This is a genomic window from Dyella sp. CR10, from assembly GCF_055814425.1.
Genome location: NZ_CP185986.1, coordinates 2,959,993 through 2,984,208 on the forward strand (window position 1 = coordinate 2,959,993; position 24,216 = coordinate 2,984,208).

The 24,216-nt window shown below is 66.1% G+C and carries 21 protein-coding genes; 9 read left to right on the forward strand and 12 right to left on the reverse strand.

Going from position 1 to position 24,216, the window contains the following annotated elements:
- Positions 1-148 precede the first annotated feature (148 nt).
- From ACNR9O_RS13270 to ACNR9O_RS13290, 5 genes are all read left to right on the forward strand, one after another.
- Positions 149-1,720, forward strand: coding sequence for a GNAT family N-acetyltransferase (locus ACNR9O_RS13270; protein WP_473688126.1), 1,572 nt, complete (start codon positions 149-151; stop codon positions 1,718-1,720).
- Positions 1,717-3,180, forward strand: coding sequence for a chloride channel protein (locus ACNR9O_RS13275; RefSeq protein ID WP_473688124.1), 1,464 nt, complete (start codon positions 1,717-1,719; stop codon positions 3,178-3,180). The genes ACNR9O_RS13270 and ACNR9O_RS13275 overlap by 4 nt, the downstream gene beginning before the upstream one ends.
- Positions 3,177-4,409, forward strand: a complete 1,233-nt coding sequence (gene hutI / locus ACNR9O_RS13280; protein WP_473688122.1) for an imidazolonepropionase — start codon at positions 3,177-3,179, stop codon at positions 4,407-4,409. Before ACNR9O_RS13275 ends, hutI begins: the two co-directional genes overlap by 4 nt.
- A gap of 757 nt (positions 4,410-5,166) precedes the next feature.
- Positions 5,167-6,858: a hypothetical protein gene (locus ACNR9O_RS13285; RefSeq protein WP_473688120.1), complete on the forward strand. Its 1,692-nt coding sequence runs from the start codon at positions 5,167-5,169 to the stop codon at positions 6,856-6,858.
- 22 nt (positions 6,859-6,880) lie between these two features.
- Positions 6,881-7,642, forward strand: coding sequence for an FkbM family methyltransferase (locus ACNR9O_RS13290; RefSeq protein ID WP_473688118.1), 762 nt, complete (start codon positions 6,881-6,883; stop codon positions 7,640-7,642).
- 65 nt (positions 7,643-7,707) lie between these two features.
- Here ACNR9O_RS13290 and ACNR9O_RS13295 read toward each other — a convergent pair whose 3' ends face one another.
- The 3 genes from ACNR9O_RS13295 to ACNR9O_RS13305 all read right to left on the reverse strand — a co-directional run bounded on the left by ACNR9O_RS13295 (position 7,708) and on the right by ACNR9O_RS13305 (position 9,410).
- On the reverse strand, positions 7,708-7,869 hold the full coding sequence (locus ACNR9O_RS13295; RefSeq protein WP_090450405.1) for a 30S ribosomal protein THX: 162 nt from the start codon (positions 7,867-7,869) through the stop codon (positions 7,708-7,710).
- 79 nt (positions 7,870-7,948) lie between these two features.
- Positions 7,949-8,929, reverse strand: coding sequence for a cation diffusion facilitator family transporter (locus tag ACNR9O_RS13300; RefSeq protein ID WP_473688115.1), 981 nt, complete (start codon positions 8,927-8,929; stop codon positions 7,949-7,951).
- A 58-nt stretch (positions 8,930-8,987) separates the two neighbouring features.
- Positions 8,988-9,410 (reverse strand): MerC domain-containing protein, encoded by a 423-nt coding sequence (locus ACNR9O_RS13305; RefSeq protein WP_473688113.1) that lies wholly within the window; start codon positions 9,408-9,410, stop codon positions 8,988-8,990.
- A 107-nt stretch (positions 9,411-9,517) separates the two neighbouring features.
- Here ACNR9O_RS13305 and ACNR9O_RS13310 point away from each other — a divergent pair, with 107 nt between their 5' ends.
- Positions 9,518-11,515, forward strand: coding sequence for a TonB-dependent receptor domain-containing protein (locus ACNR9O_RS13310; protein WP_473688110.1), 1,998 nt, complete (start codon positions 9,518-9,520; stop codon positions 11,513-11,515).
- A 113-nt stretch (positions 11,516-11,628) separates the two neighbouring features.
- On the opposite strand, the gene ACNR9O_RS13315 is transcribed toward ACNR9O_RS13310, so the two are convergent.
- The 4 genes from ACNR9O_RS13315 to gltX all read right to left on the reverse strand — a co-directional run bounded on the left by ACNR9O_RS13315 (position 11,629) and on the right by gltX (position 15,140).
- Entirely contained in the window at positions 11,629-12,132 is a 504-nt protein-coding gene (locus ACNR9O_RS13315) for a transcriptional repressor (RefSeq protein ID WP_473688108.1), read from the reverse strand.
- A 13-nt stretch (positions 12,133-12,145) separates the two neighbouring features.
- Positions 12,146-12,424, reverse strand: coding sequence for a hypothetical protein (locus ACNR9O_RS13320; protein ID WP_473688106.1), 279 nt, complete (start codon positions 12,422-12,424; stop codon positions 12,146-12,148).
- 99 nt (positions 12,425-12,523) lie between these two features.
- On the reverse strand, positions 12,524-13,555 hold the full coding sequence (locus tag ACNR9O_RS13325) for an alpha/beta hydrolase family protein (protein WP_473688104.1): 1,032 nt from the start codon (positions 13,553-13,555) through the stop codon (positions 12,524-12,526).
- Between the two features lie 184 nt (positions 13,556-13,739).
- Entirely contained in the window at positions 13,740-15,140 is a 1,401-nt protein-coding gene (gene gltX, locus ACNR9O_RS13330) for a glutamate--tRNA ligase (protein ID WP_473688102.1), read from the reverse strand.
- Between gltX and ACNR9O_RS13335 the strand changes: the two genes are divergently transcribed.
- A complete protein-coding gene (locus tag ACNR9O_RS13335) occupies positions 15,139-15,954 on the forward strand; it encodes a transporter (protein ID WP_473688100.1) in 816 nt (271 codons plus the stop codon). The genes gltX and ACNR9O_RS13335 overlap by 2 nt on opposite strands.
- A 39-nt stretch (positions 15,955-15,993) precedes the next feature.
- On the opposite strand, the gene ACNR9O_RS13340 is transcribed toward ACNR9O_RS13335, so the two are convergent.
- Entirely contained in the window at positions 15,994-16,428 is a 435-nt protein-coding gene (locus ACNR9O_RS13340; RefSeq protein ID WP_473688098.1) for a DUF4399 domain-containing protein, read from the reverse strand.
- A gap of 169 nt (positions 16,429-16,597) precedes the next feature.
- Here ACNR9O_RS13340 and ACNR9O_RS13345 point away from each other — a divergent pair, with 169 nt between their 5' ends.
- Together ACNR9O_RS13345 and ACNR9O_RS13350 are read left to right on the forward strand one after the other, a co-directional pair.
- Entirely contained in the window at positions 16,598-17,758 is a 1,161-nt protein-coding gene (locus tag ACNR9O_RS13345) for a glycosyltransferase family 4 protein (protein ID WP_473688096.1), read from the forward strand.
- A complete protein-coding gene (locus ACNR9O_RS13350; protein ID WP_473688095.1) occupies positions 17,727-18,302 on the forward strand; it encodes a phosphatase PAP2 family protein in 576 nt (191 codons plus the stop codon). The genes ACNR9O_RS13345 and ACNR9O_RS13350 overlap by 32 nt, the downstream gene beginning before the upstream one ends.
- Before the next feature lie 21 nt (positions 18,303-18,323).
- On the opposite strand, the gene ACNR9O_RS13355 is transcribed toward ACNR9O_RS13350, so the two are convergent.
- From ACNR9O_RS13355 to ACNR9O_RS13370, 4 genes are all read right to left on the reverse strand, one after another.
- A complete protein-coding gene (locus ACNR9O_RS13355; protein ID WP_473688093.1) occupies positions 18,324-19,127 on the reverse strand; it encodes a TetR/AcrR family transcriptional regulator in 804 nt (267 codons plus the stop codon).
- Positions 19,128-19,301: 174 nt separating this feature from the next.
- Positions 19,302-20,216, reverse strand: coding sequence for a hypothetical protein (locus tag ACNR9O_RS13360; RefSeq protein ID WP_473688091.1), 915 nt, complete (start codon positions 20,214-20,216; stop codon positions 19,302-19,304).
- A gap of 156 nt (positions 20,217-20,372) precedes the next feature.
- The gene (locus ACNR9O_RS13365) at positions 20,373-20,888 is read right to left on the reverse strand and encodes a hypothetical protein (RefSeq protein ID WP_473688089.1); all 516 of its coding nucleotides are present in this window, start codon (positions 20,886-20,888) and stop codon (positions 20,373-20,375) included.
- A 165-nt stretch (positions 20,889-21,053) separates the two neighbouring features.
- The gene (locus ACNR9O_RS13370) at positions 21,054-24,116 is read right to left on the reverse strand and encodes a TonB-dependent receptor (protein ID WP_473688087.1); all 3,063 of its coding nucleotides are present in this window, start codon (positions 24,114-24,116) and stop codon (positions 21,054-21,056) included.
- Positions 24,117-24,216 lie beyond the last annotated feature (100 nt).

Below are 24,216 nucleotides of genomic sequence, written 5' to 3' on the forward strand. Positions count from 1 at the left end.
TCTGATCGATTCCTACGTACCCGGCGGGCCTTATGGACGTCACCCCATCATTCAAATTCACAAAAGTTGGGGCCGCACTGTATGCGCGCATAGTGCGGTGACGGATACGCAGGAATCGATCAGAGGCTCCTAAGGCATAATGCGCCGCATGGCCAAGAAGAACGAACACACCCCCAAGCTGCTGGTGCGCCAGGCACAGCCGGCGGATCTTCCAGCCCTGGTCGAGCTGACCGCCCGCGTCTACACGCCCGAATGGGGCCATTCCGGTGAAATGCTGCGATCGCAGCAGACACACTTTCCCGAAGGCCAGTTCGTGGTCGAGTACGAAGGGCGCATCGTCGGCTATTGCGCCACCTTCCGCATCGATGAAGCCAGCGCGCTGGCGCCGCACACCTGGATGCAGATCACCGGCGGCGGCATGGCCTCGCGCCACAACCCGGACGGCAACTGGCTGTACGGTATGGAAGTGGTGGTGCACCCAGACTACCGCGGCATGCGCATCGGCCAGCGCCTGTACCAGGCCCGCAAACGCCTGTGCACCGACCTGAAGCTGCGTGGCATAGTGTTCGGCGGTCGCATTCCCGGCCTCGCCCGCACGATCCAGCGCTACGGCAGCGCCGAGAGCTATGTGCAGGCGGTGGTCGAAGGCAAGCGGCGCGATCCCACGCTGAGCTTCCAGCTGTCCAATGATTTCCAGGTGATCGGCGTGCTGCGCGGCTACGTGCCGTCGGACTACGAATCGCTCGGCTACGCCGCGCACCTGGTGTGGCGCAACCCGCAGTTGCTCAACCAGCCCGACGTGCCATCCATCCCGTCGCCGCAACGGCTGCCCGATTCGGTGCGCGTGGCCTCAGTGCAGTACCAGCAGCGGCGCATCAAGTCGTTCGAGGAATTCGCCACCCAGGTGGAATACTTCACCGATATCGCGGCGGACTACAGCGCGGACTTCGTCACCTTCCCCGAGCTGATCACCCTGCAGCTGCTGTCGATCGAGAACGCGGAGCTGTCGCCGGTCGAATCGATCCGCAAGCTCAGCCAGTACACGCCGCAGGTGAAAGAACTCTTCAGCCGCCTGGCCGTGCACTACAACATCAACATCATCGCCGGCTCCCATCCCACCGAGCAGCCCAACGGCGATATCCACAACGTGTGTTACGTGTGCCTGCGCGACGGATCGATCCATGAGCGCGAGAAGCTGCACCCTACGCCCAGCGAACGCACGGTGTGGAACATTACCGGCGGCGACAGCGCCGCCACGATCCAGACCGACTGCGGCCCGATCGGCGTGATGATCTGCTACGACTCCGAATTCCCCGAGGTGGCGCGCCACCTCACCGACCAGGGCGCGCTGATCCTGTTCGTGCCGTTCTGTACCGACGTGCGCGAGGGCTACCTGCGCGTGCGCTACTGCTCGCAGGCACGCGCGATCGAGAACCAGTGCTACGTGGTGCTGTCCGGCAACGTCGGCAATCTGCCGGGCGTGAACAACTTCGACATCCAGTACGGCCAGAGCTGTATCCTCACGCCCAGCGATTTTCCGTTCGCGCGCGACGGCGTCGCCGCCGATTCGCAGCCGAATATCGAAACCGTGCTGTTCGCCGACCTGCGCCTGGAAAGCCTCGCCCGCGCGCGCAACGCCGGCGCGGTGCAGAACCTCAAGGACCGCCGCTTCGATCTGTACGAGACCCGCTGGACCACCCGGCGCGACGGTAAGGCATGAGCAACCAAGAGGAAGAAACCCGGGCGCCAGCGCCGGGACGTCTGCGCCGGCTTGCCGATTCGGATCTGTTCTCGCCGGTGCAATGGCGCCGTCGCGTGCTGTTCTGGAGCGGCGCGGTGATCGTGGGCCTGGCGGCAGTCGGCTTCGCGCAGGCAGCCGACTACGTCTTCGGCCTGTTCCATCGCATGGTCACGCACAGTCGCTGGTGGGCTTTCGTGGTGACGCCGTCGATGTTCGCCCTGCTCGCCTGGCTCACCTCCGGGGTGCTCAAGCCCACGCGTGGCTCGGGCATCCCGCAGGCGATCGCGGCGCTGAAGGTGGAGGACGACGGCTTCCGCAAGAGCCTGCTCTCGCTGCGCGTCGCGCTGGGCAAGATGGCGCTGACCCTGGCCGCTTTGCTCGGTGGCGCCTCGGTCGGTCGCGAAGGACCGACCGTACACGTGGGCGCAGGCCTGCTGTACTCGCTCGGGCGGCGCTTCGGCTTCGCCGATACGGCCGCGGCGGGCCGTTTCATCCTCGCCGGCGCGGCAGCTGGCCTGGCCGCCGCGTTCAATACGCCGCTGGCCGGCGTGGTGTTCGCCATCGAGGAAATGAGCGGCGCGTTCGAGCACCGCATGAGCGGCATCCTGCTGACCGCGGTGATCATCGCCGGCGTAGTGTCGCTGGGCATCCTCGGCAACTACGCGTACTTCGGCCGCCTGGACATCGGACTGCCGCTGGGGCGCGCGTGGTGGGCGGTGCTGGCCACCGGCATCGGTTGCGGGCTGGCCGGCGGCCTGTTCGCGCGGCTGATCCTGCCGCACGACCATGGCGTGCGCGGCATCGTTGCCCGCGCTCGCGCGCGCCAACCGGTGCTGTTCGCCGCCTGCTGCGGCCTCGTCCTCGTGCTGCTCAGCCAGCTGACCCAGACCGGGCTGTACGGCACCGGCTACGCGCAGGCGCGGGCGATCCTCGAGGGGCAGCATGAGACGGTCAGCGCATTCGGCGCGCTGAAATTCCTGGGCAACATCGCCTCGTACTGGGCCGGCATTCCCGGCGGCATCTTCTCGCCCGCCCTCGCGGTAGGCGCCGGGCTGGGCGACAACATCGCGGCGCTGCTGCCGGGCGCGGACGCCTCCGCGGTGGTGCTGCTGGCGATGGCCGCCTATCTGTCCGGCGTTACGCAGGCACCCCTCACCGCTGCCGTGATCTCGATGGAGCTGACTGCCAACCAGCAGATGGCTATTCCGATCATGGCTACCTGCCTGCTGGCGCGCGCCGCGTCCTCCCTGCTTTGCCGCAAGCCGGTGTACCGCGCGCTGGCCGACCGCCTGATCGACGGTTACGAGCAGGAGCTGGCACGGCGGGAAGCGGCCGACGCCTCGCCTTCCGGCACCGCCAACGAGGAATCGCCGATCAATGGCGATATCGTCGAAGATCCCGCCACTCCCGCTCCACCCGCATCGCGCGAATCGACATGAGCCACGCCTCCTGGGATCTGCTCCTCACTCACGCCACGCTTGCGACGTTCGATGGCGATCAGCCTTATGGCCTGATCGAAGAGGGCGCGATCGCACTGGCGCAGGGCCGTATCGCGTGGGTCGGTCCCTATCGCGAACTGCCCGCCGGCGCGGAGCGCGCCGCGGCGAGGGTGGAAGACCTGGGTGGCGCCTTGGTGACGCCGGGCCTGGTCGATTGCCACACGCACCTGGTGTTCGGCGGCGACCGCGCACACGAGTTCGACCTGCGCCTCAACGGCGCCAGCTACGAAGCGATCGCGCGCGCCGGGGGCGGCATCGCCTCCACCGTGCAGGCGACACGTGCGGCCAGCGAAGACGAACTGCTCGCACAGTCCTTGCCGCGCGCACAGGCGCTCCTGGCTGACGGCGTGACGACCCTCGAGATCAAATCCGGCTATGGCCTGGAGACGGCCAGCGAACGGCGCATGCTGCGCGTGGCTCGTCGCCTCGGTGAGTCGCTGGGCATCGACGTGCGCACGACCTTCCTCGGCCTGCATGCGCTGCCGCTGGAGTACAAGGACGATCGCGCCGCCTATGTCGCGATGGTCTGCGACGAAATGCTGCCCACGCTCGCGGCCGAAGGCCTGGTCGATGCAGTGGACGCCTTTTGCGAAGGCATCGGTTTCACCCGCGAGGAAACCCGGCGCGTGTTCGAACAGGCCAGAGCGCTCGGCCTGCCGGTCAAGCTGCATGCCGAGCAACTGTCCAATCTGGAAGGCGCCGCACTGGTGGCCGAATACGACGGTCTTTCCGCCGATCACCTGGAATACCTGAGCGATTCCGACATCGAAGCGATGGCACGAGCCGGCACCGTGGCGGTGCTGCTGCCGGGCGCGTTCTACGCCTTGCGCGAAACGAAGCAACCCCCGGTCGCCGCGCTGCGCGAACACGGGGTGGCCATCGCCGTGGCCACCGATTGCAACCCGGGCACCTCGCCGCTGCTCTCGCTGCGCATGGCCGCAGGCATGGCCTGCACGCTGTTTCGCCTCACGCCCGAAGAAGCGCTGCGCGGCGCCACGGTGAACGCGGCGCGCGCGCTCGGCTTGAGCGACCGCGGCATGCTCGCCGCGGGCTTGCGCGCGGACCTTGTGGTGTGGAACGCGCGCCGGCCGGCGGAGCTGTGTTATTGGATCGGCGGCGCATTGGCGCGCACCGTTTATCGCGGCGGCGAAGTCACTACGATCCGCTGAGATTCATTCGCGCGCAAAACACAAGGCGCGCGCAGGGCGACGGGTTCGGAACGATATTTCCGAACATTCCGATCGGACATCCCGATACCATCGTCCTCGTTCCAACGCGCCGCCTTTCCGCGGCGCTTCTCCCGAAACAACCCGCGCAGTCGGCTCTTCGCCGGCGGCGCGGCAGCGTGCGCGAAAAAAATGTCACGCGACGCCGTGTACCGCCCGCCGATAGCCGATGCACCACCAGCCGAATCGCGCGGCGCATTCGTCAGGAGCGACCGTGAAACAATCCCAGCTACGAGTACCGCGCGGCAGCGCACGATCATCGGAAACACCCCCGGCGAGCGTCGCGCGCGCCACTCTCGCGACGACGGGCATCGGTGCCTCCGACAATCGCGGCCGTTCCGCGAGCCGCATCGTGGCGATGAGCCTTCTTCTCGTTTCCTGCGCCTATCGTCCGGACTCGGCCGGCGCGGCGCACGATGAGGTCGCCGCGGCCGTTCAGCGCGACGCATACGCCACCACCGTCGCGACCGATGCACATGAGCAGATCGAGCCGTCGGTGCGCGCGGCTCATTCGGATGGTTTCGCGCATGCGCCTCGGCGCGCTCGCGCCGTCGCGGCGTCCCATGTGGGATCTCGCAATGCTTCACACATCACGCCTTTTCTCCGCCCAATGGACGACACGAATGTCGAGACACGCTCATCCGACGACGACCTGTCCATGGCGCCGTCTCCCGCGACCGCAGAAACTGCTCAGCCCGCCATGCCGTCCTCCACGATCGCAGCCGCGCCATCGGACGCCGTAAGCGACGATGCCGGCCGGACATGGCCCAGCCTTTGGCTGGTCCTGATCGCGATTTCCATCACCGTCCTTTCGCTGCTCAGCCTTCGAGGTCGGAACAGGAAATTCGCTCTCCGCACGCGTCGCCTGGCGCGGACACTTCCATCGATCTCGCCGCCCGCGACACCGGAGGCGCAAGACAGCGACGCCATATCCCATACGGACAACCGTCAAGGCGAGCGCGCACCGCCGGCGCTGTCCTGGGTGGTCGGCAACGATCCGCTCGCGAACGAAGACTGGTCAATCCAGGTGCCGGTGGACTACTCGCCGCAGGTGACCCCGACGGTGGCGCCGATCCTCGCCGGAGCAGCGATGCAAGCGATCGACGCGACGACCACCGAAACCGACGCGGAACACGTTCCCGACACCGCAACCCTCATGCCACCGGATGTGCCGGATACGTCGACGGAAACGGCCGCGACCACTTCGTCCGACCTGCTCGCCCGCATCGAAGCCATGGCCATCGGCGACGGCCACGCTCCACGCTTCTTCCTCGACGACGACGGCTACCTGCCGGTCATCTCGCATGCCGAACACGCGCCGCCGCCGACTGACCTGCCGCAGGCCCTGGAGCGCACCCTGCTCGATCATGCGGGTCCGGCGGGCGAGCTGGCCACCTGGCTGCTGGTGCAGGTGCAGGCCTGGCGCATGGCATTGGTCGGCAGGCATGAAGTGGATACGGTGCACCAGGCCGCGTTCGCCCTGGCCTTGCACGGCTGGGAGCGCGCAAGCGCGACGGTCGCGCCGCACTGGCTGGCCAGGCTGATCGCGATCGACCTGGCGCAAGCGCGGCGGCTCAGCGGCGCGGCCCGCCTGCTCGCCTTGCGCAATATGGCCATGCGTTACGCGGATGACATCGAGCGCGGCGAAGGCCCCGTGCTCAAGGCCTGGATCGGCGTGCTGCTGTACTGGGCGCAGCACCAGATGGGCGATGGTGCCCTGGCGCACTACGCGGAAGCGGCCGCGCTGGCCGAGCGCCTGCGCGAGATCGACGACGCGGCGGACGACGGCCAGTTGCTATTGGCCGAAACCATGCGCCACCGCGCCGGCGTCGAACTCGGCGGTGTTCGCACGCAGACGCTGGACGATGCGCAGGAGCTGCTGGACGAACTGTTCGCGCGCAAGCCCAGTGGCCGCGTCGCATTCGCCGTCGCGCAGACCGCGCTCGCGCGCGGCCGGCACGCCACGCCGGCGGTGGCGATGGAAGCGTTCTCGCATGCGCTTACCCATGCCTTTCTTGCGGGCAGCGATCCGCGCTGGCAGGAAGACAGCCTTCAATGCCGGCTCGCCATCCAGCTCGCCTATGAAGCCCTGCCCGACATGCCCGTGCAGGGCCGTGTCGCCCTCGATCTGGCGCACCGGCTCGAACAGGTGCCCACACCGTCTGGCGACACCCTCGAGCGCATGGCACACGCCTTCGTGCGCCATGCGGAATACGCGCGCGTCTGCCGCCTGTGTGCTGAAGCCTGGCGCGCCAAGGCGGCCACCGAAGCCCTGCTTGCTGCCTGGCGCCAGGCCAGCGGCTACTGGGCCCAGCGCCTGACCACGCCGGGCGAGCGCGCCGCCTGGCAGGAAAACGAACGGCAACGGCGCCTAGCCGGCCAGATGCACTGACCTGACGACGACGAGACAAGCCATGAACAACACCATCGGCAACACCGATACCAATCCCCGGCTGTGGAGCACCCGCTACGGGCTGGCCACCGCCATTCCTGCCGACAATCCCGCCGCGCGCTCCCTGCAGCTTTACGGCGAATGGGCCGAGCAGGAGATCGATCTTCTCAGCGGCCTGATCCAGGACGGGCAGACCGTGCTGGAATTTGGCGGCGAATACGGCGCGCATACGCTCTGGCTGGCCCAAGCCGTGGGCAACGAGGGCGAGGTGCATGTGGCCGAACCCTCTCGCCTGGCCTTTCAGCTGCTGTGCGCCAACGTAGCCATCAATGGCCTGCAGAACGTCTACACCCATGCGCGCTGGCTGGGCCGCAGCAAGGGCCAAGCGGCGCTCTCCTCTCTACCCGGGCGCGTGATGCAGAAGAACGTGGGCGAAGAAAACGTGCGCACCGGCACCGTGGATGAACTCGCGCTCGAGTCCCTGCACCTGGTCAAGATGAACGTGCCGGGTGCGCTGATCGACCTGCTCGCCGGTGCGGCCGAGACCATTCGCCGGCACCGCCCGGTGATCTATGCGCGCCTTTCCGGCATCGAGCGGGCGGAAGAGGAAGTGCAAGCGCTGAAGGATCTCGGCTACCGCTGCTGGTCGCATGTCCCCTATCTGTTCAACACGGACAATCACGCCAAGCATGCGGCGAACGTATTTCCCGGCTGCGTCTCGCAGAACGTGATCGCTTCGCCGGTGGAGGGCCGCTTCGAGCTCGATGCCCGGCGCGAGCTATAACCCCTAGCCGCGCTCATAAAAAAACCCCGCCGAGGCGGGGTTTTTCTTTGGACCGGAAGCGGCGCTCAGGCCGACTTCTTCTTCGGCGCGGCCTTCTTCGCAGCGGCCGGCTTGGTCACGGTCTCCTTGGCGCCCACCACGGCGGGCTGCGCGCCATGCACGCGGGTGTTGCCGTAGCTGCCACGATAGGTCTTGCCACGACGGGTCTTGCGATCGCCCTTGCCCATGGGAAACTCCTTGATTCGACTAGGTTGAACGGCCGATCATCGTATCAGCGGGCGCCTAAAGCGCAATAGGCTGCCGCACTCAGCCGCGATGGGCGCCGCCAGCACAGCCGCGCGTCTCGTCCGGGCAGTCGCCGGCATCGATCTGCACCGTGACGTGGCGGATGCCGAAGCGCTCGTCGAGCACGCGGTTGATCGCTGCGATCGCCGTGGCACTGCGGCCTTCCTCGTGCAGCTCCGCATGCAGCGTCGCCATGCGCGAGCCGGAGGCCAGCTGCCATACGTGCAGATGGTGCACATCGCGGATCGACGTGTCGGAGCCGCGCAGCGCTTCTTCGATCTCGCCCGTGTCCAGACCGTCCGGCACGCCTTCCAGCAGGATGTGCACCGAGCGGCGCAGCAGGCGCCAGGCGCTGTTGAGGATCAGCAGCGAGACCAGCAGCGACAGCACGGGGTCGGCCCACAGCCAGCCCAGCCAACGTACTGCCAACGCAGCCAGCACCGCCGCTACCGAACCCAGCAGATCGCCCAGTACATGCAGCGTGGCACCGGCCATGTTGACGTCGTCATGCGCATGGCCATGCAGCGTACGCAACACCACCACGTTCACCACCAGACCTACCAGCGCCACGATCAACATCACGCCGGACAGAATCGGGCTCGGCTCGAACAGGCGCTGGATCGCCTCATAGGCGATGAAGCCGACCAGCGCGAACTGCGTCAGCGCGTTGAGAAAACCGGCCAGCACTTCCACGCGGCCGTAGCCGTAGCTGCGGCGAGCATCCGCGGGACGGCGCGCCATCCAAGCGCCCAGCACCGCCAACAGCAGCGCCAGCGCATCGACCAGCATGTGACCGGCATCGGCCAGCAACGCCAGCGAACCCGACCACAGGCCGCCGGCCGCCTCGGCGATCATCATCGCGGTGGTCAGCACGAACGCGAACGCGAGCTTGCGTTCCCGACCGGTCACGCCCGCACCGCTGCGCTCGCTGCCGTGCGCGCCGTGTTCATGCGCGTGATCGTTGTGATTGTGATCGTGGGAATGGTCGTGCTTGTGGCTCATGTGCGAATGCTAGGAAGCGCCCACACCGTTACACAATCACGAGCCATACCGTGCGGCATCAATGCGCGCAATCGGCGCTGTGCACGTGCCCGTGTCCACGGTCGGCGCGCAGGTTGACGAAATGCGCCGCGGCGACAAGCAGGCCGCCGCAAGTAACGAGCGCGCTATGCACGCCGATCGCGTAGTGCTCCGCCACCGTCACACCCAGCAACAGCAGCGCCAACCCTGGCAGCGCCAGTCGCAACGGCAGCATGCGGCGGTGACGCCGATAGCCACTCAGAAGACTGACCAGCGCCAGCACGCAGGCGAACACCACGAAAGCACGTTCGAAACGATGGTCGGCCAGGAACTCCAGGCCGAGCAGCGGCAGCAGCGCCAGCACGAACGGCAGCGCCGCGCAGTGCAACGCGCACAGGAAAGAAGCCATCGCGCCGAGGCGATCGGCGACGCGCCACCAATGTTTTTTGCTGTCCGAATCCATCGATCGATCCGTAAAAAAGTTCGCGAAGCGTGACTTCTTGCCTGGGCGATGGGAAGTGATGTTACTTTATAACGTAACAGGAATCCACTCAGGGAGTTTTCTCACCCATGCGCAAGTCCATGATCGCCATCGCCCTGGCCGCCAGCCTCGGCGCGCCCGTCCTGCCGCTGCTGGCCGCCGACGCGCCGCTGGATGTCACGGCGGACAAAGACAAGCCCAAGAAGGCCAAGGACCTCGATGCGATCACCGTCAATGCCGTCCCGCTCGGCCAGCAGGCCGACCAGATCGTCGCGCCGGTGGCCGTGCTCGCCGGCTCGGCGCTGGACGATGCCAAGGCCGGCACGCTGGGCGAAACCGTGTCGGCGATTCCTGGCGTGCAGACCACCGGCCTGGGCAAGGCGGTGGGCCGCCCGGTGATCCGCGGCATGGACGGCCCGCGCGTGGCCGTGCTGGAGAACGGCCTCGGCTCGCAGGACGTCTCCAATATCAGCCAGGACCACGCCACCTCGGTCGAGCCGTTCCTCGCCGACCAGATCGAGGTGCTGAAAGGTCCGTCCACCCTGCTCTACGGCTCGGGCGCCATCGGCGGCGTGGTGAACGTGGTGGATGGGCGCATTCCGATGGCCGCGCCGCAGAACGGTTTCAGCGGGCGCGCCGAAGGCCGCTACGACACCGGTACCTACGGCAAGACCGGCCTGTTCCGCGCCGACGCCGGCAACCGGCAGTTCGCGCTGCACGTGGACGGCATGCGCCGCGATGACGACAACTACAACGTCCCCGGTGGCACCCAGGCCAACAGCCAGGTCAAGACCACCTCCGGCGCGGTCGGCGCCTCGCTACTGGGCGACTGGGGCTATGCCGGTCTGTCGGTCTCGCGCTATCTCGACAAGTACGGCAGCCCCGCCGAACCGGGTAACGCCGAAGAGGGCGAGCCGCCCGTGCACATCAAGCTTCAGCAGACCCGCTACGACTTCAAGAGCGGCTTCAACAAACCGCTGCCAGGCATCGCCAAGGCCGAGCTGAGCTTCGGCCACAACGACTACCAGCACGTGGAATACGAAGGCGAGGCAGCAGGCACCACGTTCAAGACCCAGGCCAACGAAGGCCGCATGATGTTCACGCACGAGCCACTGGCCGGCTGGGAAGGCGCCTTCGGCCTGCAGTACATCCATCGCGACTTCTCCGCCGTGGGCGAGGAAACCTTCGTGCCCGCCACCTCGACCAAGGTCTGGGGCCTGTTCCTCACCGAACAGCGCCAGTTCGGTCCGGTGAAACTGGAGCTGGGTGCGCGCACCGATCGCCACACCGTGACGCCGGACGACCAGCCGCGCCGAACGTTTTCGCCGTCGAGCTTCTCCTTCGGCGTGTCGTGGCGCTTCGCCGAGCAATGGCATGCCAGCCTCAACCTCGATCGCGCACAGCGCGCGCCGGCCGAAGAAGAGCTGTTCGCTCATGGTCCGCATGCGGCCTCCAACAGCTTCGAGATCGGCGATGCCAACCTGAAAAAGGAAACCGCCAACCAGGCCGAACTGGCTCTGCATTACCACGGCGATTTCATGGAAGGCAAAGTCGGCGTCTATGCCAACCGCTACAACGACTTCATCTACCTGGCCGATACCGGCGAGAGCGAGGACGGCATGCCGCTGCGCCTGTGGTCGCAGCGCGATGCCAGATTCCGCGGCGCCGAGGCCGAGGCGACATTCCATCTCGCACGCAACAACAGCGGCGCCTGGGACTTCCGCGCCTACGGCGATACGGTGCGAGCCGATCTTTCGCACGGCGGCGGCAACCTGCCGCGCATTCCTGCCGGCCGCCTTGGCGGCCAGCTGAGCTGGAGCCGCGACGACCTGCGCGCCAGCGTGGGTGCCGTGCGCTACTTCGCGCAGAACCGCACCGCCGCATTCGAAACGCGTACCGCGGGCTACACGCTGGTCAATGCGCACGCCGCCTGGACGTTCCACAACGGCGAGCGCAGCCAGTGGGAAGCCTTCCTGGACGGCACCAACCTGACCAACCGCAAGGGCCGGCTGGCGACGTCGCTGTTCAAGGACGAAGTGCTGCTGCCCGGCCGCAGCGTGTCGGCCGGCGTGCGCGCCTTCTTCTGACCAAGGACCCAAGCGTTATCGGCGACGGTACTTCTCCCTCCCCCTCTGCCGTCGCCGAAACAAGCGGGGTGCGACTCTCGTCGCGCCCCGCTCCTTTTTTCACCGATCGCTTCTCAAGCCTTGCGGCAGTTCTTGCAGATGCCGTGCACTTCCAGCGTCTGCGCCTGCGGGCGGAAGCCGAAGGCCTTGGCCTGCGCTTCGATCAGCTCGGCCACGCGCTCGTCGCAGACTTCCTGGGCGCTGGAGCACACGTCGCAGATCAGAAACGGTACCTGGTGCGCTTCGGCCGGATGATGGCAGGAGACGAAAGCGTTGATCGATTCGAGCTTATGGATGAACCCGTGCTCGAGCAGGAAATCCAGGGCGCGGTACACCGTGGGCGGCGCCGCGTTGCCATGACGCTCGCGTAGATGGTCGAGCAAGTCGTAGGCCTTCACCGGCTTGCCGGCGGCAGCTACTAATTCCAGCACTTCCTTGCGCAGGGGAGTCAGGCGCAGCCCACGCTCTTCGCTCGCGTGTTCCACCGCACGCACGAAGCCCTTGGCATCGTCGTGGTGATGGTGCTCGTGCGTCTTGTCGGCGGTGGAATGGCTCAATGGGATCACCTCGGCGGCCATGATACACCCCCTTTCAACGACCGCTCCGCGGCAACGGCGGCGGACCGCGGCGCCTGGGCCGCGCCAGGATCACCACCCAGCCGATAGGCCCCAGCACCGCAGCCCACACGACGCCTTCCCACAACCGTCCGCGCCACCGGCCCAGCACCGCGCCGACGGCGAGGAACACCAGCGACCACCACAACAGCGCCGCCCAGGGCACCAGGTTCATCAGGTTCCAGAAGATGTGCCAGGACGCATCCGGCGCGTCCATGTCCACGCCCTCGGTGGCTTTGCGCAGCAACTCGTCCAAGCAACCCTCGCCGACATTCAAGATAGCGGCCGTGATGTAAAGCCTGGCCAAGGGCGATGCAAGTGCGCCGGGATGGCGCCGCGCATTCTGGCCGATGCGCTAGGGGCGACAACTCTGACTATTGATCGGATAGGTCACCACGATGGGCAGCAAGGACTGCCGGATCGGATTCGTTCCGTCCAGGAATCCCCGCAGCCGGCACATGCCCTGGAAGATCACGGGCTGGGCAGGGTCATCGCTGTCGCCATGCCCGGTCAAAGGCAGGAAACCGTTCGGATCCAGTCCCAGCAGACTCAGGATCGTTTCGCCATTGCCGGCCCCGGGCTTTCCCAGCAGCGCCTGCACCGTCACGGTCGTGACGCCCGCATGCGTCAGCGCACCGCCCAGGGCCAACGACTGGTTGTCCGGAACGATGCCGTCGAAGACACCCTGCACCACGGCCGCGCTTCGCACGCCGGCGGCACGGATGTTGGAGGCATTCATCGCCGATGAGCGGCGTGCGAAAGCATGTGCCCTGCTGCCGTCCGGCTCCGGCACGGCGGCGATATCGCGATCGATCTCCGCCGCAGTCTGCGCGAACGTCGCGGCGAGATCCGGATCGAGCAAATCGAGGATAGGCGAGAGACCGGCGATCAGCTTCGCCTCGGTGTAGGTCTCCTCGAGTAAGGTCACGCCTTCGAGGGAAAAGAGCGCATCGATGGAAACGGCACCCGATCGTCCGGCTTCGCTCGCGGCCGTCCCGCATACGGCACCGCCCATCGAAATGCCCAGCAACACAGTGCGCTGGATGCTCGGATACGCCTGGCGCAGCAGCCGGGTCAGCGCGAGCGTGTCCTGCGCACCGCGCAGCACGGGAAAGCCCTGGTCGTCGCGGTAATCCGGCGCGGCCATGGCCAGCTCATGCGTGGCGTCGGCGATACGCAACGTCTGCATGTGGCCGAGGAAGACATCCTTGGTTTCCTGATAACCATGGCAGAACACCACCAGCGTATGCGGCGCATCGCCTGGCGGCAGGTCCAGCCACGCCGTGAGTCGCGTGCCATCCACCGTGGTGAAAGGCACCTGGACGGATGCCGCGACCGCCTGCAGCGGCACGACCGCCAGCAACAGCGACAGAATCAAGCCCTGCATACGCTGGATAATCGAGTGTTGCCCGCGCATGAATCCCTCTGCATGGCTGGCCGACTGCGGCCCACGGCGCGCGAGCATGCATGCGCTGGCGTGACGGCGACGTCATACCGTGGCGACGCTGAAACCTGAAAAAAAACGGGCGATGTCGCCATCGCCCGCTTTGTCTTGCCAAGGTTGCGCGACTTCAGCCCCTGGCGCGCGCCAGCGCGTCGTCGATGCGCTTGAGCGCTTCCTGGCGACCGGCCAGATATACCGTGTGGTCGATCGACGGCGATACCTGCGTGCCGGTCATCGCAACGCGCAGCGGCTGGGCGATCTTGCCCATGCCCAGCTCGAGCTTCGCTGCGATCTGCTCCACCGCCTGGTGGATCGCCTCCGGCTTCCATTCGCAAGCAGCGAACAGCGCCTTCGCCTCGGTCAGCACCGCTACGGCACTGTCGTTCTGCAGATGCTTGGTGACGGCCTTGTCGTCCCATTCGAGGATCGGCCCGTACCAGATCTTCGCGCGCTCGGCCATTTCCTTCAGCGTCTGCACGCGATCGCGCAGCGCGACGATCACGTCGGCCGGCGCCGGCCCCTTGCTGTAGTCGATGCCGGCCAGCTGCAGCTGATGTTCGAACTCCGGCGCGATGGCGGCCGGCTCGTCGGTCTTCAGATAGTGCTGGTTGAGCCAGGACAGCTTGGTGACGTCGAAGCGCGACGCCGCCTTGTTGACGTCGGCGATATCGAACAGATCGATCATTTCCTGCTGCGAGAAGATCTCCTGGTCGCCGTGCGACCAGCCCAGGCGCACCAGGTAATTGAGCAGCGCATGCGGCAGGAAGCCGTCGTCGCGGTACTGCATCACGCTCACCGCGCCATGGCGCTTGCTGAGCTTCTGACCGTCGGGGCCGAGGATCATCGGCAGGTGCGCGAACTCCGGCACGGGCTTGTCCAGCGCCTTGTAGATGTTGATCTGGCGCGGCGTGTTGTTGACGTGGTCGTCGCCGCGGATCACTTCCGTGATGCCCATGTCGATGTCGTCGACCACCACGGCGAAGTTGTAGGTCGGCCAGCCGTCGGAACGGAAGATCACCAGATCGTCCAGCTCGGCGTTGGCCCACTCCACCCGGCCCTTCACCTTGTCGTCGAACACCACCGAGCCTTCCAGCGGGTTCTTGAAGCGGATCACCCGGTTCGGATCGTCGCGGTACGGCTCGTTGCGGTCGCGGTAATAGCCGTTGTAGCGGGGCTTCTCACCACGCGCCATGGCGGCCTCGCGCATCGCCTCGATCTCTTCCTTGCTTTCATAGGCGTAGTAGGCCTTGCCGGCCTTGAGCAGGTCGTCGGCCACCTGCTTGTAGCGCTCCAGGCGGTGAGTCTGGTAAATCGGGCCCTCGTCGTGGACCAGCCCCAGCCACTGCATACCGTCCAGAATGGCCTGCACGGCAGCGTCGGTGGAACGCTCGCGGTCGGTATCCTCGATACGCAGCACGAACTGACCGCCGCGGCGGCGCGCTTCCAGCCAGCAGTAAAGCGCGGTGCGGGCGCCGCCGATATGCAGGAAGCCGGTGGGACTAGGGGCGAAACGGGTGCGGACGGTCATGGATTTTCTTGTAAAGGGGCAAAGCGAAGCGATGGATTTTAGCCGATCTGGCTCCTGGCACCGCGCCTTTGCGGCAGCACCGCTGCTGCTTGTCGCCTGGACCGCCTGCGCCGACGACACGCCAGGCTTCGACCGCCCTGGCCTGGGCTTCGCCACCAATGCCCTGCGCGCTGGCCAGTTCGCTTACGAACAGGGCCTGCCCGACTGGAGCCGCCACCACGACGGCATCGGCCATACCGACCTGGCCACCTACGACAGCCTGCTGCGGCTGGGCCTGGGCCATGGCGTGGAGCTGCAACTGAGCGGTTCGCCCTACAACCGCCAGCGCCAGACGGGCGATGGCCCGGCGCAGACCAGCCATGGGCGAGGCGACACCATCGTCGGCGTGAAGTGGGCACCCGAATCCGGCAGCGCGGCCTGGAACTGGGGCGTGCTCGGCAATGTGGAGTTCACCGACGGCGCACGCGACTTCCGCAGTGACCGGCGCGTCTACACCCTGGGCACCGTGATCGACCAGAAAGTGAGCGAGCCGGCGGACATCAGCTACTACCTGCAATGGCAGCGCAGCGGCGGGCACGACAACTTCCTGCTCGCACCCGCCTTCAACTACCAGATCGACGACCACTGGGGCTTCTATCTGGAAACCGCTCTGCTGCGCGATGCCGACCACCACGCCGGTACCCAGGCCGGCAGCGGCCTGACCTGGGCGCCTTGGCCGAGCCTGCAGTTCGATACGTGGTTCCGGCATCGCCTCGGCGGACGCGCCGCGCAGTGGGAGGCCGGCTTCGGCGTGGCAATGCTGTTCGGGCAGTGAGCACCGGCCTCGCACGGGCGAGACCGGTGTCCGCAAACCTTACTTCACGTGGACAGTGATCTTCTTGGACACCACCGCCGGATCGAACGGGATGTGATTCTCGTCGGCCAGCTCCAGCTGCAGGGTATGCGTGCCGGGCTTGAGCTTCACGGTGGTCTCGGTCTGGCCATTGCCGAAATGCACGTGGTTGTCGTCCTTGGGAATCGGCTGGCCCGCCGCCGGCAGATCCTTCACGTCGATGAGCAGGTGGTGATGACCGGTGCCTTCCTTCTTCACCCCGGCCGGTGCCACCCCCATGCCCTTCAGGCCGAAGCTCACGGTGAATTCCTGGCCGACAGTGGCGCCGTCCTTCGGCGCGATGATGTAGACCTCGGCGCCCGCCGGGGCCTTGGTGACCGGCAGCGCGGGGGCATCGGCCGCGGCGGCGCCGCCGCCGGCCGTGACCAGCGCGAGAGCGAGCAGGATGCGTTTCATCGTCGGTTCTCCATGCGTCGGAAGGGGCGGCCAGTGTAAGCGCTCCGTCATGCGGAAACCGCCGCCCGGGCGGCAACTTCGCCCGTGACGTAACGCGAGCGTCATGAACGCGCCATGCCGCCGCAACGCCCCGCGACGAAGCTGTGCCGGGCCAACGGGTGTATTTCCCATGCGCATCGGCATCGTCACCGAGACTTACCCGCCGGAGATCAACGGGGTCGCACTCACCGTGCACAGCCTCGCTGCCGGCCTCGCTTCGCGCGGCCACACGGTCGAACTGATCCGGCCACGCCAGGCCGAGCCGTTCCGCGACGAACCCGGCATCCTGGCCGTCGAGATGCGCGGCGCCGCGCTGCCACGCTACCCCGGCCTGCGCTTCGGCCTCCCTGCCGGCCGCGCGCTGCGTCAACGCTGGAGCCGCCTGCGGCCCGACGCCATCTACGTCGCCACCGAGGGTCCGCTGGGCTGGTCCGCCGTGCGCGCGGCGCATGCCCTGGGCATTCCGGCGGCCACCGGTTTTCACACCCGTTTCGATACCTATGCCGATCACTACGGCGTGGGCTTCCTGACGCCGCTGGTGCGCGGCTACCTTCGTCGCTTCCACCGCCGTGCCGCCGCCACGCTGGTGCCTACCGATGCGCTCGCACGCGAGCTGGCCGAGCTGGGCGTGGATTCGGTGCGCCTGCTGCGTCGCGCGGTCGATACCCAGCTGTTCCATCCCAGCCACCGCGATCCCCAACTGCGCGCTGCCTGGGGCGTGGACGGCAATACGCCGGTGGTGCTCTATGTGGGCCGCATCGCGCCGGAGAAGAACCTTGACCTGGCGGTGCGCACCTTCCGCGCGATCCAGCGCGAGGTGCCGAAGGCGCGCTACGTCTGGGTGGGCGACGGCCCCGCACGCGCGGCGCTGCAAGCGGCCCATCCCGATTTCATCTTCGCCGGCATGCAGCGCGGCGACGCGCTGGCGCGCCATTACGCCAGCGCCGATCTGTTCCCCTTCCCCAGCCTCAGCGAAACCTTCGGCAACGTCATCCTGGAAGCGCTGGCCGCCGGTCTGCCGGTCGTCGCCTATGAGGAAGGCGCCGCGCGCGAACACCTGACCTCCGGGACCAACGGCTACCGCATCGATGCAGGCGACGAGCGCGCCTTCATCGAGTCGGCCGTGACCCTGGCCGGCAACGCCAGCCTGATCCGGCACATGGGGCGCGCCGCCCAGGCAAGCATCGCCGGCCTCTCACCCGACGCCGTGATCCGCGAATTCGAAACCCTCTTGCGCGAACTGGCCAAGGAGCACAGCGATGAACACCCTGCCGCCGCTGCACACGCCTGAGCTTTCGTCCGCAGGCCCCCGCTTCGCCATCGACCGGCGGATCTGCCTGGCCGCCAATCACTGGGGGGCGCGCCGCGCGGTCGGCGTGTTCTTCGGAGCCATCAGCCGCCTTGGCGACGGCGTGTTCTGGTATTCGCTGATGCTGGCGCTGGCGCTGTTCGATGGCCGCCGCGGTCTGATCGCCGCCGCGCAGATGGCCGCCACCGGCCTCACCGCGCTGATGCTGTACCGCCTGCTCAAGCGCTGGACGCGCCGCCCCCGCCCGTTCCGCGCCTGTCCGGGCGTGATCGCCCACGTGCCGCCGCTGGACGAGTTCAGCTTCCCCTCCGGCCACACGCTCCAGGCGGTGAGCTTCACCGTCGTCGCGCTGGCCTGGTATCCGCTGCTCGCACCGTTGCTGCTCACCTTCACCGCGCTGGTCGCCGCCTCGCGCGTGATCCTCGGCCTGCACTATCCGAGCGACGTGCTCGCCGCCACCGTCATCGGCGGTGCGCTCGGTTCGCTGTCGCTGTGGTTGATGCCGGTGATGCACGCACTGCACTGAGCGCGGCCGCCCCGGCCACACTCATGTACCGTCGATCGATTCGTTCAACATCGTCAGCACGCCGAATGTCTTGTGGCTGGCTGCCTGATCGCTGGCCGCCTGCACCTCGTCCGTCGCTTTCGCCGCGGCATCGGCATGCCCCATCACCTGTTCGATGATGCGGATCTGTTCGGGGCTTCCGAACGGGCTGGTCAGCATCGGCGATACCAGGGAGATCAGGCGCGCCAGCACCACGGCATCGCTGATCGTCTCGCCCATGCTCAGCGAGGCGATCAGATCGTCCATGTCCTCGCCCGCCAGCAGGCCGGAAAGGCTCTTCAGGCTGAAATGCAGGCGCATGCCCAGTTCGTTGCGCGGCAGCTCCGGCATGGCACGCGAGAATGCCTCGAAGAAGCGCCCGAAGATCGGACGGTAGTGCTCCTGCAGATGGTTGCGGATGAACGGCGACGGATCGCTGTAGACGCGGCCCAGCAGGCGCATGAAGGCCGGGCCGCCGGCGGGATCGCGGGTCAGTCGCAGGGCAGGCACGAACAACACGCTCAACACCGCCGACGCATGCAGCGGCGTGCCGTTCGCCTGCTGCTCGCAGGCGGACAGCAGTTGCAGGCGTTCCTGATTGAGCCGGTCCAGCCGCTTGGACAACAGCTCCTGCACCAGGAGCTCCTTGCTGCCGAAGTGATAGTTCACGGCAGCCAGGTTGGCATCGGCCAGCTGGGTGATCTGTCGCAACGACATGGATTCGAAGCCACGCTCGATGAAGAGCGCTTCGGCAGCCTGCAACAGGCGGATCCGAGTGTTCCCCGACGCAGTCACTTGGCTATTCACGCGAAATTCCCACATTCGCCCCTTCCGCTCGATCGTATCAGCAAGGGCCGCCCATCGTCGGCCGAGGAATGACTCCCATACGCCATAGCGAATAGGTGCCCCCGGGCGACCGAGCCCTCTCCCTTCCCGTACCTGGCGGAAGCGAGGGGCTCGTTCATCCGAAAGCACCCTCGCCTACTGCTCGCTCTCCTGCACGTAGATCGAGGGACCGATGACCGTGTCCCCGTTCATCACGGCCGCGTTTTTTCCCGCCGCGGCCGGCAGGCCTTCCTTGAGATTGACCGCAGCCGACACGATGCCCTGCAGGATCGGCGTGATGATCGGAATCGGCAGCAGCGTGTTGCCGCAACCCTTGGCGGCCGGCACCGCGAAGGCGTTGTCGACCAGGGTGCCGTTCGCGGCGAGCAGGATCTGCCCGTCCGGCTGGGTCGTGGTGATGATCGACAGCGTCGCCGGCACGCCGGAGATAGGCGTGTTGGGCGGCGGCGGACTGGTGGTGTTGGCGACGAGCTTCAGCACGACGGGCTGGCTGGCCGAGCCGATATAACAGGTATCGCCGAGAAACGGATTCTGCAGATGGATCCGTATCGGCAGCTGGATCACGGTGGCGTCGCCCGACGGTGGCGGAAACGCCGCATAGATCAGGTTGGCCTGGGCCGGCCCGACCAGCTCCGCGGTGGCGGTGACGTCATTCACCGTGTTGACGATGTTCCAGAACGCCTGTGCCAGCGGGCCAGGCCAGGTCGAGTCGGGCTCCATCAGGCCGAGCAGCCCACCCGGCACATCCAGTGGCGTCGGCGACATGGCGGGTGCGTCCGCGGGAACGTAGAGCTCGCCGAAAGCCGCGGCATTGTTGACGCCGCCCTGCAGGACGACCGGCTTGGTGATCGGCACGCTGGCACGGCCGATCTTGAACAAGCCCGAATTGATGGTGGCGACCACGCATGCCTGGACATTGGCATTGGTCTGGTACGGGCAATGTTTGAAAACCGCATAGTCGCCCGAAGGCGTTCCGGCGGCGGCCGTCTGCGCGGACATACCCAACGCGCCGATGACGGCCAGGCCGAAGAACTTCGATGCTGTTGACATAGTGATCTCCGGTGTATCGAGCGAAAGGCTGCGCGAGGCCCCATCTCTCGCGCAGCCTTTCGACGAATCAGGCACCCATGAATGCCATCCTTGACTTGCCTCGATGCAATTCCCGAAGGGAAATCCCGTTGCATCGAAACGCCACAGGCCCTCCCCTTACGGAACGATGGTCAGAGGCGCGCCATCGTTGGGAGAGATCCTGGCGGTCGGCAGATTGCCGCTGGATACGCCGCAGGCCCCGGGATTCAACTGGCCATTGAAGCTCGCGATGCCATTCTGCAGCGTGAGCGGCACGGCGCCGGGCCCGCAGACCACCGGATTGCCATTGATGCCCACCACCTTGACGCCCATGGCTACACCACCGGTCGCACTGGTGATGCTCAAGCCCCAGTTGAAGTTCGTCGCCTGCAGGTTATTGCAGGCCGGGTTGTTGCCATTGGCGGGATCCGGGCTGAAGACGGCATTGGTGACCACGCCCACGCCACCGGATACCGCGATCGTAAAGACGGAATGGCACGGAATCCTGATCGCGCCGCCGAGCGCCGAAAGCGAGGTAGAACCCGAAGCCGTAAAAGTGCCATCCGGAGAGAGCGACGAAGCGAAACTCGGCGCAGCGGCCAACATGCCAACGGCCAGCACACCACTTGCAGCGATGGATTTGACGAAGGTCATGCGAGTAACTCCTTTCGAGTTGAAGGTGCATTAGCACCAGGCTGCGCCGCGGCCCTGCGAAAGGCCGCAGCGATGTGCGCCGGCTTCGCATCGGCGAAGCCAGCGGTCATGCGGGGAGCGCGCAGACGCGCCTGCGTCCTCCCTACACGTGAGCGATCAGGCGACTCAGTTGAAGCCCATGCGAACGGATATCCCGTAGATCCGCGGATCGAGCGTGAATACGTTCGTGGTAAGCCCGCTATCGTCGCTGTTGACGAAAGCGTCGGTAATCGGTGTGTCGTTGAAGAGGTTCTTCACATAGAGCTGCACGGTGAGATCGGTCTTCGCCGCCTGGTAGGTCAGCGACAGATTCGCGTTGCCCCACCCTCTGAGCTTGTCCGCCACCGTGTTGTAGACGCGTGCGTAACTGGAACTCTGGCGGTAGTAATCGCCGCGCAAGGTGAAATCGCCACTGGGCGTAAAGAAGGTGTATTGCGCGCCGACATTGCCCGTCCAATGCGGTGAATTGGGCAACTGCTTGCCGCTGAGGTCCGCGTAGAAACCCCTGCCCGCGTTCGGCGCCTGCGTCCTTGGGTTGTAGTAGTCGCCGCTCGCCAGCTGGATGGAACCGTCCGGCGAAACGAAATTGCTGGTCGGGAACGGGCCGCCGCAGAAATACGCTAGGTCGTTGAAGGCGAGCACATAACCGGAGGCCTGCGCCCATTGCAACAGCTTTTCCACGTCCGCTTTCGGCGCAACGCAGTTGGACGCCTGTTGCAGCCAGGGCTTGATCACCACGTAGTCCGGGTTGCCTTGCGTGCGGTTCAGCACGTCGATCGACCTGGCGCCATCGCCGATGCGGGTGTGCAGATAGCCGAGGTTGCCGTCGAAACGCAGTCCCCGCGTCGCCTGCCATGCCGCCTCCAGCTCGAAGCCGAACATCTTCGCGTCGAAATTCTCGTTGAGTGTGGCGCGATCGACGATCTGCGAAACCTGGTAGTCCTTGTAGTCGTAATAGAACGCATCGGCATTGAGCATCAGCTTGCCGCCGCCGAGCATGTTCTTGGTGCCGAACTCGAAGGCATTGACATACTCGGGCTTGAAGGTCGACGGGCCCGGATTGAAGTACAGGTTCTCGGGATCCGCTCCGATGCCTGGCGAATTGGTGCCGCCGGCCTTGTAACCGCGCGACAGCGAGGCATAGACCAGGGTCTCGTCAGTGAAGGACAGCTTCGGCTTCCAGTCGAGCACCAGGCGTCCCGTGGGCTTGCGCCAGCGCTGCTTGATGTCGGGCAGATGCGGATAGCCGTAATTGACGTAGCCGCCGCCGGAAACGCCAGGCATCAGCAGCAGCTGGCTGGGCACCGGGGTGCTGATCTTCTGGTCGTCGGTATAGCGCAGGCCCGCGGTCAGTTTTACCGTGTCCGACAGCTGGTAGTAGAGCTCGCCGAACAGCGCCTTGGATTTCGTCTCGCCGATGTTCTGGCTGCGGAAATAGTTGTGTCCCTGGCCGTTGATGCTGCCGATAGGATTCGGGTCGATGTACACGCAGGAGTTGTTGTATTCATCGACATAGTTGGGCGTGCAGTTGATCGGCGTCCTGCCGAAATAGCCTTGATTGAAGAACTCCTGGGCCGTCGCGGTGAACACGTTGTTGAAGACGAAATAGTCCTCGTCGATCTTGTAGTCGAGGTAGTTCGCGCCCACGCTGAAATTGAAGCGCCCGTCGAAAGACGACTGGAGCCGGAATTCCTGCGACCACTGCTTGCTGTGCGAACGCACCAGGTCGACCGACAGGTAACCCTTGGACGGGCCCAGCTGCGGATCGGTATAGACCCCGCCCGGCGTGATCGGATACGCCGGGCCGCCGAACGCGCCGGTCACCGGATCGGGAAAGGGATTGATCAGCCCATTGGAGTCGTTGAAGATCGGATTGGACTGGAAGCGCCCATAGTCCTGCGTCGAATAGTAGAAGTCGCGCGAGTAAGCCGTCTGCGATACCAGCTTCAGGTCCTCGCTGGGCTTGAACTCCAGGTTGATCTGGGCCACGTCGTTCTTCGCCTTGAAGCGCGGGTCGTACGTGGTGGCGATCGTGCGCAGGTTGCTCGACTGCTGGACGCCGGCAAAAGGATCGCCGGACTTGACCAGCGATGGCGTTTCCAGGAAATCGGGCGTCATGCCCAGCGGGAGACTGGTCCGCGCAAACAGCAGCTGCGACAGGCTCGCGCCGTTGGGAACGCCGAAGGCCCCTTTGCCGTATAGCGGTCCGGGCAGACAGCCCTGGCTGAATTGCGGCTGGTTGAACTCGGGGACCGCCGTATCGCCGATCATGGTCGGGCCCGGGTCGTTATGGCACAGCTGCTTGCCGGTGCGGGAACGGTCATCGTTCTCGTCGAAGTGCTCCCAGACCAGGTTCGCGCTGAACTTCTCGCTGGGCTTCCACAGCAGGCCCATGCGGCCGCTCCACAGATCGCGTCCGTTGACGTCCTTGCCGGTCACGGTGTTGTTGTCGTAGCCGCTGCGCTTGGTCCACGCGCCGGCGAGGCGGTAGGCCAGGGTGCTGCTGATCGGCACGTTGACCATGCCGCTGAAACGCCGGCTTTCGTAGTTTCCGGTTTCGACCTTGAACCACGAATCGAAGCCATCCAGCGACGGCAGGTTGGGAATCATATTGACCACGCCGCCGGTGGCATTGCGGCCGTACAGGGTGCCCTGCGGTCCGCGCAATACCTCGATGCGGTTGACGTCGAAGTACTCCTGCTCAAAGAGGCGGTTGCGGATCAGCGGCGTGCTGTTGAAGCTGACCGCCACGCCGGGATCGGTGGTGACCGACAGCGCCTTGGTGCCGACGCCACGGATGGAGAAGTTGTAGCTGGCGAAATTGGATTTGGAAAAGGTCACATTCGGCGTGGCGCGCAGGAGCTCGGCGCCGCTTTCAATCTTGTGATCGTCCAGCGACTGCGCATCGAAGACGGACAGCGCGATAGGTACGTCCTGCGGCCGTTCTTCGCGCTTCTGCGCGGTCACCGTGACTTCGCCCAGCTGGACGACCTTGTCGGCGTCCGCCTTCGCACCGGTCTTGGCGCGAGGCTTTTTGTCGGCAGCGCCCCCAGCGCCAGCCTGGGCCTGAGGGTCCGCCGCGGCGTTGGATACGGAAGCTGCCGCGTCGCTCGAGGCGGACGTCTCCCGGCCGCGTTCGGCAGCGTGCGCGCGCGCCTGGATGGCGAGGCACGACAGAATGGCCAGCATGAGCGCACAAGGCTTGACCGACGTATGCGGCCGACATGGCTTACGTTGCATTACTCCCCTCCCCATGATGCGTCGCGTGGCGCGACATCCGTCGATACTT

Bases quoted from the DNA above. Each gene is read 5' to 3' on its own strand.
- ACNR9O_RS13295 (WP_090450405.1), bottom strand. From the start codon at position 7,869: ATGGGCAAGGGCGATCGCAAGACCCGTCGTGGCAAGACCTATCGTGGC.
- ACNR9O_RS13335 (WP_473688100.1), top strand. From the start codon at position 15,139: ATGGATTTTCTTGTAAAGGGGCAAAGCGAAGCGATGGATTTTAGCCGA.
- ACNR9O_RS13365 (WP_473688089.1), bottom strand. From the start codon at position 20,888: ATGACCTTCGTCAAATCCATCGCTGCAAGTGGTGTGCTGGCCGTTGGC.
- ACNR9O_RS13290 (WP_473688118.1), top strand. From the start codon at position 6,881: ATGAACAACACCATCGGCAACACCGATACCAATCCCCGGCTGTGGAGC.
- ACNR9O_RS13315 (WP_473688108.1), bottom strand. From the start codon at position 12,132: ATGGCCGCCGAGGTGATCCCATTGAGCCATTCCACCGCCGACAAGACG.
- hutI (WP_473688122.1), top strand. From the start codon at position 3,177: ATGAGCCACGCCTCCTGGGATCTGCTCCTCACTCACGCCACGCTTGCG.
- ACNR9O_RS13325 (WP_473688104.1), bottom strand. From the start codon at position 13,555: ATGCAGGGCTTGATTCTGTCGCTGTTGCTGGCGGTCGTGCCGCTGCAG.
- gltX (WP_473688102.1), bottom strand. From the start codon at position 15,140: ATGACCGTCCGCACCCGTTTCGCCCCTAGTCCCACCGGCTTCCTGCAT.
- ACNR9O_RS13270 (WP_473688126.1), top strand. From the start codon at position 149: ATGGCCAAGAAGAACGAACACACCCCCAAGCTGCTGGTGCGCCAGGCA.
- ACNR9O_RS13300 (WP_473688115.1), bottom strand. From the start codon at position 8,929: ATGAGCCACAAGCACGACCATTCCCACGATCACAATCACAACGATCAC.
- ACNR9O_RS13370 (WP_473688087.1), bottom strand. From the start codon at position 24,116: ATGCTGGCCATTCTGTCGTGCCTCGCCATCCAGGCGCGCGCGCACGCT.
- ACNR9O_RS13275 (WP_473688124.1), top strand. From the start codon at position 1,717: ATGAGCAACCAAGAGGAAGAAACCCGGGCGCCAGCGCCGGGACGTCTG.
- ACNR9O_RS13310 (WP_473688110.1), top strand. From the start codon at position 9,518: ATGCGCAAGTCCATGATCGCCATCGCCCTGGCCGCCAGCCTCGGCGCG.
- ACNR9O_RS13305 (WP_473688113.1), bottom strand. From the start codon at position 9,410: ATGGATTCGGACAGCAAAAAACATTGGTGGCGCGTCGCCGATCGCCTC.
- ACNR9O_RS13350 (WP_473688095.1), top strand. From the start codon at position 17,727: ATGAACACCCTGCCGCCGCTGCACACGCCTGAGCTTTCGTCCGCAGGC.
- ACNR9O_RS13360 (WP_473688091.1), bottom strand. From the start codon at position 20,216: ATGTCAACAGCATCGAAGTTCTTCGGCCTGGCCGTCATCGGCGCGTTG.
- ACNR9O_RS13345 (WP_473688096.1), top strand. From the start codon at position 16,598: ATGCGCATCGGCATCGTCACCGAGACTTACCCGCCGGAGATCAACGGG.
- ACNR9O_RS13285 (WP_473688120.1), top strand. From the start codon at position 5,167: ATGCCGTCCTCCACGATCGCAGCCGCGCCATCGGACGCCGTAAGCGAC.
- ACNR9O_RS13340 (WP_473688098.1), bottom strand. From the start codon at position 16,428: ATGAAACGCATCCTGCTCGCTCTCGCGCTGGTCACGGCCGGCGGCGGC.